Raw genomic sequence first — 13624 nt, 5'->3', positions numbered from 1 at the left:
CATAAAGAGTTTACCATCCGCGCAGCGAAAGCCGGAAAACACGTGATTTGCGAAAAACCAATGGCTTTAAACGCTGCCGATTGCCGGGAAATGATTACGGCGTGCAAACAGGCAAACCGAATGTTGTCCATTGGTTACCGTTTGCATTTTGAGCCGCACAACATCGAAGTGATGCGTTTAGGGCAAAAGCAAATTTTAGGAAAAGTAACCCAATTGGAAACAGCAAACGGTTTTACATGGGGAGGGCCTCCAACATGGCGGTTGAAAAAAGCAATGGCAGGCGGCGGCGGGTTGATGGACATGGGGATTTACGCGATACAAGGCGCACGTTATACTTTAGGACAAGAACCAATCGCGGTAAAAGCAACTCAGGAAAAAACGAAACCGGAACTGTTTAAAGATGTGGACGAAACCGTTTTTTGGGAACTGGAATTTCCGGGAGGTTTTAAGTCGAACGGAAAATCAAGCTACAACAACAATTGGGGCTATTTAAAAGCAAAAACAGAAAAAGGCTTTTTTGAATTGGAACCGGCTTATGGTTACGGCGGTATTGACGGAAGGACATCAAACGGGCCAATGAACATTCCAAATGTTATCCAGCAGGCTTTGCAGATGGATGATTTTGCCAATTGCATCAACCTAAAAAAACCAACGCGTGTGCCAGGCGAAGAAGGCTTGAAAGATATGCTGGTTGTTGATGCAATTTACCGAAGTTTGGATTCGGGCAAACGCGAAAAGATTGGTTAGTTTACACCTTCATCAATCTTGGATACAAGCGTATAAATACTTCTCCTGCCATTGGGTTTGTGCCATACAAATTGTTCAACCTACTGTCTGCGCCATAATAACTTAATTGTCCGCCTGCTGCCAGGTTTAAAGGGCCAAGCTTCAACAAGTTATAATTTAAACCAAAAGTGATGGCATTAACCGGGAAAATAGTATCATTGCTATAAACAACAGGGTTCAATACCAATTCTTCGGTTGTTTTTTGAACAAATTTGTAGCGGGTATAAAGGTCTAATCTTTTCAAGCGTAGGTCGCCTTCCAATAAAGCAGAATTATCGCCTTGTTGGGCAGGCGTTTTGTTCAATCCCCATAAAGCGGTTACGTTCAATAACTTTTCACCGGTAAAAACAGTACTGTAAGTTGCCGAAGCGGTGGTGCGGTAAACGTTCTCTTCCGGGTGCAGTTGTTCCGGGCTTTTTAAAAAACCACGAGAAACCTGCAAAGCCCAGTTTGCAGAAGGGTTGTAGTTTAACCTTGCGCTATAAGAATCAAATTTTATCAATTGGCTTGCGCTGCGCCAACCCGGATGCTTTAAACTGGCTGGGTGTTAAGCCGGTAATACTTTTAAATTGTGCAGAAAGGTGCGCGCTGCTGCTGTAGTTCATCTTCCATGCAATCTCGTTCAGGTTCAGTTCGCCGTATTGCAGCAATTCTTTTACTTTTTCAATTTTTTGCTGGATAATAAATTTTTCTATCGTAACATCTTCTGCTTCCGAAAAAACGCGGCTCAGGTAAGCATAATCTTTATGGATTTTGGTTGAAAGGTATTGCGAAAAAACAAGGTGCGAATCTGTTAAATCCGAGTGGTGGATTTTTTCGATAATTAAACTTTTGATTTGCGCCACCAAACGGTCTTTTTCATTGTCAATCAGCTCGAACCCTAAAATTTTAAAGGCAGAACCAATGGCGCTTAGTTGGGCAGCATCAGGCTCAGGTTCAACCACAGCAGCACCAAGATTAATCGCTTCTGCCCGAAACCCTAAATTTTCTAACTGCTGTTTTACAACCAAAATGCAGCGGTCGCAAACCATATTTTTGATATGTAATTTCATGGGTTGTGTATTTGTATTGTTGCCAATGCTTCTTTTATCGAGTAAAAATCAGTATTGTATGATTTGTGCAAAAATACTTCCTGCCGAAAGCAAATGCATTACAGGATTTTGAAAGACATTTATATAATATTGCGATTTGCATCGAATTAAATCTTCGATACTTCTTTTACCAACATAAAAAAAGGGACACAAAAACTTTGCGTCCCTTTTCTTTACTTACAAAACATCAAACTTAAAAACGCATAAAAGCTGCGATGGTGCTTTCTTTCGGCATTTCTTCAGCATCGAGGATGTGTACCGCGCCGCCGTTTAATACTGTTTTTACCACTGCTTTATTTACCAGGCATTCGTCGCCTTCCTGCTTTTGGTTATGGATTTCCAATTGATTGTCCGTTTCGTTGAATGTACCCCAAATGTGTGCATCTTTCTGCACAAACAGATCAGCAATACGGCTGTAGTAACTTGCCGGAATCACGGTTTCGGGCATGGAAGAAGTTAAAGGCGTTGCAATGTGGTTATAATAATTTTCCAGTGCCTCATTATGGGCAGCTTTAAAATACGGAGCCAGTTTTTCGCGCGCTTTTTCCCACAAGGCCAATTTATCTTCGCGCTCGTAATTGCCGATAATTGCTTCCTGGGCAATATGTTTGTAATGCGCGTTTTGCCGGTACAAAGCCACCAAATTATCCACCGCAACCAAAATCAGCGGCTTGTTTTCGTTCTTCAATAATTCTGTCCACAGCGTTTGGTCGAGTTCTTTCAGGTATTGAATCAGATATTCCCTGTCATCGGCCAGGCCCGAACCATGTCCATGAGTGCTTGCAGTTTGCCCGGGAGCTGTACCACCGCCTCTGAATAACTGGCTCTTATCTTTTTCCTCAAAATGGATCACATCATCAACACCTTGCGGCAAGCCTTCAATCGGCATTTCCTGCATCCCAAAAGCATCGCCCAAATAAAAATGAGCAACATGCTTGCTAAAAAGCAATAGGTAAAACTGGTCGTTGCTGGTTAAAACCGGCATCAACGGACTCACATAAAAAGAGCTGTTGACGAACAATTCTTCTTTTACGCCGAGCGGCAAGGTTAAAACTTTAAAATAATCCTGCGCGATAAACAAAGCCAAACCGGCCAACTGGTTGTTCCAAAAAGTTTCGTGTTGTAACAGCTCAAAACCTTGTTGCAAAAACTGTGCGGCATCGTCTTTGGTCATCCCTTGCTGCTGAAGCTGTTTTTGGGCTTCCTGCAACTGGTTTTTCAGCACGATAATATCCTGCTTTTCATTTACTTCCACGCCCGAACGGTGCGTTGGGATAAAAATAGAAACGCAATGTTCCGATTGATAATTTGCCAGTTCTGCAAACTCTTCTTTTGATAATAATTCCATGCTTTACAGTTTAAGTGTTATCATTATCGTTTGTGTCTTCGCCTTTGTTTACGTTGCGGTTGGCGTGGCGCATGTGTACATTTGCTGCTGGTTCGTCCGGCCCGTCCGTATATTTCTCGGTCAGGTTTTCATCCGTTTCCGGGTCTGTGCCTGCAAAAGCATCTCTCAAACCTGCTGTGTTTTTGCCAGAACCTGATGGTTTTCCTTTTGGCGGGATAAATTTCCCTTCTCTGTCTTTTGCCATAACTTATTTTTTGTTAATCATTAAAAACAACAGCAGTAAAAGGTTAAGGGTTTTGATAAAGATGAATATGTTTTGGCGCGCCAATTTTTAGGTGGTAAAAGAAGCATCACCGGTAATCCTACAAGCTGATAATTTTTGGACTAAGCTGCGTAAACGGCTATTATTGCATCAAACCTAATAAACCGGGAATGACCGTAACAAAACCAGAACCAGCCCTTTTAAAAACCAAGCCGCATTTTGAAATTTTGGATGGGCTGAGGGGAATAGCGGCAGTTTCGGTAGTCATCTTCCATTTTATGGAAATTGCCGTTCCTGATTACCCTAAAAATTTTATTGCACATGCTTACCTAGCCGTTGATTTCTTTTTCTGCTTGTCCGGCTTTGTAATTGCTTACGCGTATGATAGCAAATTAGAAAAAATTGGTGTCCTTCAGTTTTTTAAGTTGAGGCTGATCCGTTTGCACCCGCTGGTCGTTATCGGTTCGGTTTTGGGCTTGCTCACTTTTCTTTTCGATCCGTTCAGCAACCTGCACCTGGCGTACAGTTCCGGCAAAACTTTCCTGATGTTTCTGGCTTCCATCCTGTTAATTCCTTACGCATCTGTGCACGAACGTTATTTTAATTTTTTCCACTTCAACCCGCCAACCTGGTCGCTGTTTTGGGAATACATAGCCAATATATTTTATGCACTTATCCTTTTTAAATTGCGCAATAAAACGATGTGGGCTTTATTGCTGATAGCGGCAGTTCTACTTGGTTACGAGGCTAATTATGCCGGCAATTTAAGTGTTGGCTGGGGCGGCGGCAATTTTACCGGCGGCGGCATCCGGGTTTTTTATTCTTTTTTGGCCGGGATGCTGGTTTATCGCACCAAATGGATCGTCAAATCCCGGCTTGGGTTTCCCTTAATCTCCATATTACTAATCATTGCCTTTTTAATTCCCTTTGCCGATAAATTTAACCCAATAACCGATCCCTTAGTTATCATTTTTTATTTCCCGTTTTTAATTGCTTTAGGCGCAGGTGCAAGTTTAAGTGCCAAAAACAACCGCATTTGTAAGTTTTTGGGCGAGATTTCTTACCCGCTTTACATGGTCCATTATCCGTTTATCTGGATATTTTTCAGTTATGTAGAAGCTGCAAAACCAACGATGGGCCAACTGGAAACCGTTATCCCGATAGCAACTGTTCTGTTAATCGGCCTTGCGTATTACGTTTTGGTTTTCTTCGATCTTCCCCTGCGCAAATATTTTACCGCCAGAATGAAGAAGAATTTGTAATGCTTCTTTTATGCCCATAAATTTTGTGCCGGTACAAACGCATAAACCACCAATTTTTATAGGGTAAAAGAAGCATCAGATTACTAAAATTATAGGAATATTTCAGAAAAAAGCGCTAATATAGCGTAGTGAATTTAACCCCGACTTTACAAAAACCGCTCAAAATATTACAGGCTTCGGCCGGTTCCGGCAAAACGTTTAGCCTCACCGCGCATTACCTGGTGCTTTTGTTTGATAACGAACTGAAATACCGCGAAGTGCTGGCTGTAACTTTTACCAACAAAGCCACCGAAGAAATGAAAAGCCGCATTTTAAGCGTGCTACGTGCTTTGGCTTTGGGCGATGAAAGTGCGGCAGTTTTCCGAAAAATTATCCAGGAAGCGCATCCTTTCCTCAACCCAAACCAGTTGCAGGAACGGGCGCACAAAATTTACCGGCGCATTTTGCACGATTACAGCCGCTTTGCCATTAACACCATTGATGGTTTTGTGCAGCAGGTAATTCGCAGTTTTACGTTTGAATTGGGTTTGGATGCCGGCTACAAACTGGAAATGAACCAGGACAAAGTGAAAAAAGCTTTGGCCGATAAACTGAACGAACGGCTGGACGAAAAACCCGAACTGCTGCAATGGATCATCAATTTGGCTTTGGATCGCGTGAGCGAGAACAAAAGCTGGAACTACCGAAAAGAGTTATTGGATCTGACCAGCGAGATTTTTAAAGAACGTTACCAGCCTTTTGAAAACGCTTTGAAAGAGTTGGACGCTTCCGTGGTGTTCCGCGATTTGATGAAACTTACCCGGACGCAAATCGCTCTTTTCGAAGAATCTTTTAAAGTTTTAGGCGGAGAAGCTTTGCAAACCTGGGAAAAATCAGGCGTTGGATTGGAAGAACTGAAAGGAAAATCCCGGCATCCGTTTTCTAAACTGCATAAACTTGCCGCCGGCGACCATACTGTTTTTACCGATATAAAAAAAGTAATCAACCTACCGGAAGAATACCAGAAAGGCGGCAATTTAACCGCTTCGGTTGCAAATTTGTATCGAAACTTAAATCCAATTTTGCTTCGTTTACAAGCGTTTTTCGAGCAAGAAACCGGCAAATACGAAATGGCAAAAGCCATCAACGCCAACCTGTATTATTTAAGGTTGATGCAGGAAATGGCCGGTTTGCTGAAAGATTATCGCGAAGAAAACCAAACGTTATTAATTAGCGATGCGCAGTTTTTGCTGAAAGGAATTACGGCCGATCAGCAGGACAACCCTTCTTTTATCTGGGAGAAAATGGGCAACCGCTACAAAAATTTCCTGTTTGATGAGTTTCAGGATACATCGGCTTTTCAGTGGGACAATTTTTTGCCTTTGCTGCAAAACGCGCTGGCCGAAGCAACCGGAAAATACACCGATAATTTAATTGTGGGCGATGTAAAGCAGTCTATTTACCGCTGGCGCAACGGTGATTGGCGCATTCTCCTGCACAAAGCAAAATCAGACATTGGCAGCAGTAACGTAATTGATCAATCGCTGGAAGAAAATTACCGCAGCGCCGCCAACGTGATTGATTTTAACAATCATTTGTTTCGTGAAATTCCGCAGATCCTGCAAACCTTTATCAACCAAAAAGTACTGGAAGAGGGCAGCGAAGATCTGTACGAAAACTGGTGGAAAAACATCGGTTTAGACCAAATCATTCCGGCTGCTTACCAGCAAAGTTTTCAAAAAAAAGCAGGTAGCACGTTGCCCGGCGGTTCTGTGGAAGTACTGTTTTTATCGGTAGAAAATAATGCTTATCGCGCTACGCAAGTTCGGGAAGCGGCGCTGTTGGCTTTATCAGAAAAACTCAATAACTGGATTAGTTCGGGCAGATATCAGGCTGGCCAAATTTGTATTTTGGTACGAAGCAACCGCGAAGCAAGAGAAGTTATTAGTCATTTAATGTCCGATCAGCAATCGCGAAAAATCAACCAGGAAAAAACCGGCGAACAATTTGGCGCTTCCGAAGTGCTTTCGGGCGAGGCTTTGCTCATCAACAACAATTCGGCCGTAAAACTTTTGGTAAGCACGCTGCAACTGATGGTTACACAAAACGAGCAATCCATGCTGTACAAAGCGTTGTGCGTGCAACTGTATTTCAAGCAGTTAGGAAAAAGCGTTCCTTCTGGTGCCTGGCTCACGTTAAAAGATACGCCAATTACAAAGCTGCAAAATTTGTTGCCGCCAGAACTTTGTCGTAATTTTTACACCTGGCAGCAATTGCCGCTAAACGAACTGGCCGAGCAGTTAATCACCGTTTACGATTTGGATCAGCAGCAACTGCATTTGCCGTATTTATTTGCCTTCCGCGATATGCTGGCTAAGTTTACGCAGCAAGGCGAATTGGGCATCACGCGTTTTTTAGAGTGGTGGGAGGAAGAAGGCGCATCCAAAGCTTTGCCATCCGGAACGCAAAACGATGCGGTGCAGGTGATGACGATCCATAAATCAAAAGGATTGGCTTTTGATGTGGTGATGCTGCCTTTTTGCAGTTGGGATTTGGACGGCCTAACGAACGGTATTTTTTGGGTAAATACGCAAGAAACGCCGTACGAAAAGCTGCAATCCGTTCCCGTAAATTATAAAAAAGCATTGGGCAAATCTGCTTTTTCCAAAGCTTATTTTGAGGAACTGCTTTTCAATTTGATGGACGCGCTGAACATGCTTTATGTAGCCGCCACGCGTACCCGAAACCATTTGTACATTACCGCGCCGGGGCAAGGAAAAAATGATTGTAAAACAAGCATCGTTGGCGATTTAATTCTCGAAGCTTTACAAAAACCAATCGCCGGATTAAATGCTTCTTTTACCGATGAAAATTTTATTTTGGATGAACCCGTTGCCGAAAAAGTATCGGTAAAAACAGCATCAGCCGGAAAAATTCAGCTTAAAAAATATCCGGTTTCGCAACGTTTGAGTCAGGCATTGGCAAGTAAAAAAGTTTGGAGCAAATTAGATTTATTAAGCGGCGATGCGGCGCAACATAAAGGCATTATTTTGCATGAATTACTTGCCCGAACGATGGAACTTTCCAAACTGCCCAAAGTCATCAACGAAATGCAGCAGGAAGGCTTAATTCGCGAAGCCGAAAAAGAAGAAATTAGGTTGAATGCTTTAAGCGTTTTGCAAAACAAAGACTTGAAAGCTTTATTGAGCAAACCTTACCAAAACTTAAGCGAGCAAACGATTATTGACAGCAAAGGCGAAAGTTACCGGCCGGATAAAGTTTTAATTGGAAATGAGGAAGTGCTGATCATTGATTTTAAATTCACTTCAGACCAGCGGCCGGAACATTTTACACAGGTAAAATCTTACCGAAAGCTGTTAACGGATATGAATTATCGAAATGTAAAAAGCTATTTGTATTACGGGTTTTTGCAGGAATTGGTGGTGGTGTGATTCTTTATTTCAACCTAAATAATAATGACCATTACTAAATATAGCTCCAACTATTTCCACTTCTTAAGCCGTTGGATAACAAATGCAGACTTACTTTTCCAATTTGCCGGAACAGAATTTTCTTATCCAATAACCGAAAAACAGATCGAACATTACCAGCATAAAAACCCGGACCGTAGTTTTTATATCGGTTTAAATAAAGAAAACGAAGCTGTTGCTTTTGGCGAGATTATCCCGCAGGAAAATAATATTCCACGCATAGGAAGATTGCTAATTGGAAACCCGGCTGATCGCGGAAAAGGTTTCGGTACTTCTTTTATCCACCTTTTATTGGCAGAATGCAAAAAGAGATTTCAAACCGAAACGGTAGAATTATTTGTGTTGGAAGACAATTTGCCGGCCATTCACTGTTATCAAAAAATAGGTTTTCGGTTTTCGCCGGGGCAGAACTGGGAAGTTAGCCACAACGGGCAAACGTATTTGCTGCATAAAATGGCGTACAATTTTTAATTTTAAAGGTGTTGGATTTGGTACCTTTAGAAAAGAAGCCGATTAACAATTTCAATTACTTAAATAAATCACTATGAGAGCCAGTACGAATTAACCTAATTTCATTTTCCGAAGTAATCTCAATCCAAAGCAACAATAAATCTGGTTTTACGTGGCATTCCCAGCAATCGTTATATTCACCTTTTAATTTATGGGCGAAATTTTTCTTTTCTAAACCTTTTACACCAGTTAGCGATAGTTGATTGATAAAGACATTTAACAAGTTAAAGTCCTTTTGAGATCGCTTTTTAATCAGCTTAAGGTCTTTTAAAAACCTGTTGGTATAACTTAGAGTAAACAAAACAGCTAAATGCTTTTAAAAAGGTCATCCGCACTTTTAGCCTTGGTAACCTTGCCATTTTGGGCATCTTTTAAGGCTTGTATGGTAATTTCGTTAAGCGTTTTTTCTGCTTTAACGTTTTTTTTGTTTACGTTAACACCGATGGCTTTAAGCACATCTTTTACCATTTTTAGCTTGCTGTCGTCCACTTCTACAATTAATGTTGCCATAACCCAATTTTTACAGAACACAAAAATAACTTTTATATCCTAAATGATCCCCTTTCTCCGTGAAGTTGCTGCCGATTTAATTGCCCGTTTGGGCGAAGATTTAAAGCAGGCAGCCATCATTTTTAACAATAAACGGCCCGAAGCTTTTTTAAAAAAGCATTTGGGCGAGTTGCAGGGCAATGCTTCTTTTAGCCCTGCTTTTTTCACGGTTTCTTCGTTTTTTGCGGCTTCTACCAGTTTGGTGGTGGCCGATCCGTTGAAACAGTTTTTTATCCTGCATCAGGAATTTAACAAATTATTGATTGCTGAAGGAAAAGCTACGCTTTCGCCTGATCAGTTTTTTCCGATGGCCAACATCATTTTAAGTGATTTTGCCGAAGTGGATTACGATCTGGTGAATGCCGAAAGCTTGTTTACGCAACTGGAAGATATTGCCCAAATCCAACAACAGTTCAGTCATTTTACAGAAGAACAGCAGGAGTTTTTAGAGCGTTTCTGGTCGTCTTTTTCGGCAGATAAACAACGCACGCATCAGCAAAAATTCCTGGAATTATGGAAACGGATGCCCGCTTTGTACCGCAATTTTCATCAGGCTTTGCAAAACCAGGAATTGATTACTTCAGCACAAACCTATCGCCGTTTGGCTGAAGGAAAGGCTGATTTGCCTAATTTTATTTCGCCGTATAAAAAACTCATTTTCATCGGTTTTAACGCATTAAACAAATGCGAAGAAAAGCTTTTTAAACAATGGCAGGAGCAAGGCTGCGTGCTGTTTTATTTTGATACCGATGATTATTATTTGAAGGATGATTTGCAGGAAGCCGGCGTTTTTCTCCGTAGAAATATTTTCCGCAGCGGTTTAATCAACAGCTTTCCGCAACAATCATTTTTAGGTGATAAAAGAAGCATGGTTGATATAATTAAAACACAAGGCCACGCTGCACAAGCCAAAGTTTTAACCGAACAGATCAACTTTGAAGCACTGGCAGAATTTGATGAAAACCCGGAAAAAACAGCCATTATTCTGGCGGACGAAAGTTTGCTGGTTCCGGTGATGCAAACGCTTCCGCCGGAAGCCGGAATTGTAAATATTACAATGGGTTATCCACTCACACAATCGCCGCTTTTTGGCTTGACAGAATTGTGGTTGAAGATCCAGGAACAGATCAACAAACAACAAAAACACACGGTTTATTACCGCGATGCGCTGGCATTTTTGTCGCACCCACTTTCGGGCGTAAAAGCAGCAGAACGAGAGCAATTGCAAAACAAATTGTTAACGCATCAATGGGTAGAAGTGCCGCTGACCGAACTGCATTTGATTTCTACTTTGGCGCCCAACTTTTTTACTTCCCGCCACAGCGGTTTACAAACCATTGATGCTTTGTATTTAATGCTGACAGCCGTTTTGGAGCAGCGACAAAGGCAAAACCAATTGAACGAACTGGAAGCAAACCTGATTTTGGAAGCCTGCAAAAAGCTGAATTTGCTGTACGATAACTTGGATTATTATGCGCCGTCTTTAGGTTTATCGCTGGTTTTTGCCTTGATCCGAAAAACGCTGGCCAGTTTGGCTGTTCCGCTAGAAGGTGAACCTTTAAGAGGAATTCAGGTAATGGGCATGCTGGAAAGCCGTTGCCTGGATTTCGAGCATGTGATTATTTTGGGAATGAACGAAGGCGTAATGCCGAAACGCAATGCTAATCCTTCTTTTATTCCGGATAGTCTGCGCCGCGCCAACGGAATGCCAGTTTTAGAAAACCAAGATGCCATTGCTGCTTATTTATTTTACAGATTGTTGCAACGGTCAGCAAAAGTAACGCTGGTTTACGATGGTTTGGGCGGAGAAACTGAAGCCGCCGAACCAAGCCGTTTTATCCGCCAATTAGCGTACGAAAGCAAGCTGCAATTTAATTATTTGCAGCAGGAGCAACCGGTGAAGATTGAGGGTTCCAACGTTATCGTTATCCCAAAAACCGGCAAAGTTTGGAAAGCGATGGAAAGCTTCTTTTACCATGGAAATCCTTTCAAAACCAATAATATTTCGGCTACGGCTTTAACTACGTATTTAACCTGTTCGCTGCAGTTTTTCTTTCGTTATGTGGCGAAAATGAAAGAGCCGGAAGCAGTTACCGAAAACCTGGAAGCCAGCCAAATCGGTTCGGCATTGCACCAGGCGCTGGAGTGGTTTTATCAGGATTTGCTGAAAGTTGATGCACTTATCTCCGCAGAAAACATCAACGCAAAACTGCCGGAAGTTGCGGAATACAGTCGTGCTGCTTTATCAGAAGTGATTTATGGCAACCGAAAAACGATGCAGCATCCAAACAGTATGCAGCAAATTGTACTACAAATTGTGGCCGAATACATGCAAACGATTTTGAAGCACGACAGCATTTCGGCACCGTTCCGCATCATCGAACTGGAAAACAAAAAAGATTACAAATATCATTATCCCATCAAAATTAACGGCCAAACGCAGTATTTGCAGTTGTACGGGATTTTGGACCGCGTGGACGAGCATAATGGCAAAACGCGCATCATTGACTACAAAACGGGAAGTGATGAACTAAAATTCACCTCGCTCGAAAAACTGTTTGAGCGCAACGGCAAAGCGCAAAACAAGGCCGTGGTGCAAACGCTTTTCTACACTTACATTTACGAGCAGGTGAAAAAAACCGGCAACGTGGAGCCGAATTTGTACGTGGTACGCAAGATGAACCAGGAAGGAACGCGCTTTAAATCAGGCAAAACAATTTTGCAGGAACTTGACTTGGAAGAAGCGAAAGTTACGTTTAAAGATTACCTGCAAAAAACGCTGGACGAAATGTTCGATCAGCGTATTTCATTCAATCAAACTACCCGGATTGAAAATTGCCAATACTGCCCGTATAAAGATATTTGCGAACGCTGATGCTTCTTTTATCGGGTAAAAATTGTGGTCGGAAACTAAATTGATCCGGTTGGTTAGGCTTTGTTATTGCAACTGGCTTTTCAAATATTGAGTGAAACCGTCTTCGTCCTGCCAGTCTCCGTCGTATTTTTTACCATTGATAAAAAACGATGGCGTACCGTTTACACCGCTTCTTACACCGCTTTCGAAATCGTTTTCAATTTTGTCTGAAACAGCACTTTTTTGCATGTCGCTTTTAAATTGGTTTACGTCCAGTCCGATCTTTTTTGCAAAAGAAACCAAATGTTCTTCATCCAATTGCTGCTGGTTTTCATAAAGCATATCGTGCATTTCCCAAAACTTGTTTTGCAAAGCTGCCGCTTCTGCCGCCTTCGCTGCGTTTTCTGCATCGGGGTGCACTTCTGGCAAAGGAAAATTTCGAAAAACAAGTTCTAAATCATTTCCTAAAGTTTGCTGTACTGCTTTTATAATCGGATAAGCCTCGCCGCAGTAACTGCATTGGTAATCTCCGTATTCTACCAGTTTGATTGTTGCGTTGCTGCTGCCCTGAACGTGATCTTGACTGCTAACGGCTGTTTTTAGTTGTGCGCTCATTGTTTTAAGTTTTAATGTTTGTCTAATTTTTCCAAAGCATCAAGAATGCCATCTGCTCCCGGGTTAATGCCTACCGGAGATAAATAATCCCATGCGATCATCCCTTTTTCATCCAAAACAAACAACGCCCTTTGCGCTTCCCCTAATTTTTCATCGTACACGCCATACATTTTGGCTACTTCCCCTTTGGGCTGAAAATCTGAAAGTAACGGAAAATGAAACTTGCGGTTTTGGGCAAAAGCCAAATGGCTCCAAATGCTGTCCACAGAAATCCCTAACAGTTGTGCATTATGTTTTGAAAAAAGCTTAAGTGTTTCATTAAAAAGGGACATTTCGTCACCGCAAACCGGGCTCCAGTCGGCAGGATAAAAAGCTATGATAACTTTTTTTCCCAATAGTTCACTTAATTTTACTTTTTGGTCTGGCGTAGAATTTAACTCAAAATCTGGTGCCGGGGTTCCTATTGCTAACATGGTTTTTTAAAATTTGGGCTAAAATGTTTTGTTTGGTTGCTTTGTTTGTTAAGCCTTATTTATAGACAATTTAGTATTTAACTTGTTTAGGTTATTTCTTTCAGGTTAAAATGCTTCTTTTAGCACTAAAAATTTGCTTCAGGTTTTGCATCATAATAAGTTTAAACTGCAATAGTTTTTAGGCGATAAAAGAAGCATTGGTGATTTTTGTAACTTTGATTTAATTTATAAATAAGCAAAATAGAGATTGTGATTCAAGAATGGATTGAAACTACAATAGCATTAGGCAGAAGATTGCCAAAACCAAAAGGAAAATTAATGTATGCCTGATTTTTTTAAATATTTTTTTAGCGGCTTGCTCATTTGTTTTGCTGCTGCTGTCTTCGCCCAAAAACCGCAAAATG

General features: G+C 41.6%; 13 protein-coding genes. 5 read left to right on the top strand and 8 right to left on the bottom strand.

Annotated elements, in window-relative coordinates; all coding sequences use genetic code 11:
• The first annotated feature begins 42 nt into the window (after nucleotides 1-42).
• Nucleotides 43-747: a Gfo/Idh/MocA family oxidoreductase gene (locus Q0192_RS16500; protein WP_299291166.1), complete on the top strand. Its 705-nt coding sequence runs from the start codon at nucleotides 43-45 to the stop codon at nucleotides 745-747.
• 1 nt (nucleotide 748) lies between these two features.
• Here Q0192_RS16500 and Q0192_RS16495 read toward each other — a convergent pair whose 3' ends face one another.
• The 4 genes from Q0192_RS16495 to Q0192_RS16480 form a co-directional block, all read right to left on the bottom strand.
• A complete protein-coding gene (locus tag Q0192_RS16495; protein ID WP_299291164.1) occupies nucleotides 749-1288 on the bottom strand; it encodes a hypothetical protein in 540 nt (179 codons plus the stop codon).
• Nucleotides 1275-1838 (bottom strand): AraC family transcriptional regulator, encoded by a 564-nt coding sequence (locus Q0192_RS16490; RefSeq protein WP_299291162.1) that lies wholly within the window; start codon nucleotides 1836-1838, stop codon nucleotides 1275-1277. Before Q0192_RS16490 ends, Q0192_RS16495 begins: the two co-directional genes overlap by 14 nt.
• A gap of 232 nt (nucleotides 1839-2070) precedes the next feature.
• On the bottom strand, nucleotides 2071-3225 hold the full coding sequence (locus tag Q0192_RS16485; RefSeq protein ID WP_299291160.1) for a hypothetical protein: 1155 nt from the start codon (nucleotides 3223-3225) through the stop codon (nucleotides 2071-2073).
• 10 nt (nucleotides 3226-3235) lie between these two features.
• A complete protein-coding gene (locus tag Q0192_RS16480) occupies nucleotides 3236-3469 on the bottom strand; it encodes a hypothetical protein (RefSeq protein WP_299291157.1) in 234 nt (77 codons plus the stop codon).
• A 188-nt stretch (nucleotides 3470-3657) separates the two neighbouring features.
• Between Q0192_RS16480 and Q0192_RS16475 the strand changes: the two genes are divergently transcribed.
• The 3 genes from Q0192_RS16475 (at nucleotide 3658) to Q0192_RS16465 (ending at nucleotide 8690) form a co-directional block, all read left to right on the top strand.
• Entirely contained in the window at nucleotides 3658-4749 is a 1092-nt protein-coding gene (locus Q0192_RS16475) for an acyltransferase (RefSeq protein WP_299291155.1), read from the top strand.
• Nucleotides 4750-4877: 128 nt separating this feature from the next.
• On the top strand, nucleotides 4878-8180 hold the full coding sequence (locus tag Q0192_RS16470) for a UvrD-helicase domain-containing protein (protein WP_299291153.1): 3303 nt from the start codon (nucleotides 4878-4880) through the stop codon (nucleotides 8178-8180).
• A 24-nt stretch (nucleotides 8181-8204) separates the two neighbouring features.
• On the top strand, nucleotides 8205-8690 hold the full coding sequence (locus Q0192_RS16465; protein ID WP_299291150.1) for a GNAT family protein: 486 nt from the start codon (nucleotides 8205-8207) through the stop codon (nucleotides 8688-8690).
• 55 nt (nucleotides 8691-8745) lie between these two features.
• Here Q0192_RS16465 and Q0192_RS18820 read toward each other — a convergent pair whose 3' ends face one another.
• Nucleotides 8746-9030, bottom strand: coding sequence for a type II toxin-antitoxin system YafQ family toxin (locus tag Q0192_RS18820; protein ID WP_366518207.1), 285 nt, complete (start codon nucleotides 9028-9030; stop codon nucleotides 8746-8748).
• Nucleotides 9031-9035: 5 nt separating this feature from the next.
• Entirely contained in the window at nucleotides 9036-9239 is a 204-nt protein-coding gene (locus Q0192_RS16460; RefSeq protein ID WP_299291148.1) for a hypothetical protein, read from the bottom strand.
• Nucleotides 9240-9282: 43 nt separating this feature from the next.
• On the opposite strand from Q0192_RS16460, the gene Q0192_RS16455 reads away from it, so the two are divergent.
• Nucleotides 9283-12153 carry a PD-(D/E)XK nuclease family protein gene (locus tag Q0192_RS16455; RefSeq protein ID WP_299291146.1) on the top strand — a complete coding sequence of 957 codons (2871 nt, stop codon included), beginning with the start codon at nucleotides 9283-9285 and terminating at the stop codon, nucleotides 12151-12153.
• A 63-nt stretch (nucleotides 12154-12216) separates the two neighbouring features.
• On the opposite strand, the gene Q0192_RS16450 is transcribed toward Q0192_RS16455, so the two are convergent.
• Nucleotides 12217-12747, bottom strand: a complete 531-nt coding sequence (locus tag Q0192_RS16450; protein WP_299291144.1) for a thioredoxin domain-containing protein — start codon at nucleotides 12745-12747, stop codon at nucleotides 12217-12219.
• 11 nt (nucleotides 12748-12758) lie between these two features.
• On the bottom strand, nucleotides 12759-13220 hold the full coding sequence (locus tag Q0192_RS16445) for a redoxin domain-containing protein (protein ID WP_299291142.1): 462 nt from the start codon (nucleotides 13218-13220) through the stop codon (nucleotides 12759-12761).
• Nucleotides 13221-13624: the final 404 nt, after the last annotated feature.

Source organism: uncultured Mucilaginibacter sp. (assembly GCF_937859865.1).
Taxonomy (GTDB): domain Bacteria; phylum Bacteroidota; class Bacteroidia; order Sphingobacteriales; family Sphingobacteriaceae; genus Mucilaginibacter_A.
The sequence above is the reverse complement of the archived record's forward strand: the minus strand, read 5'-3'. Positions and strand labels throughout refer to the sequence as shown.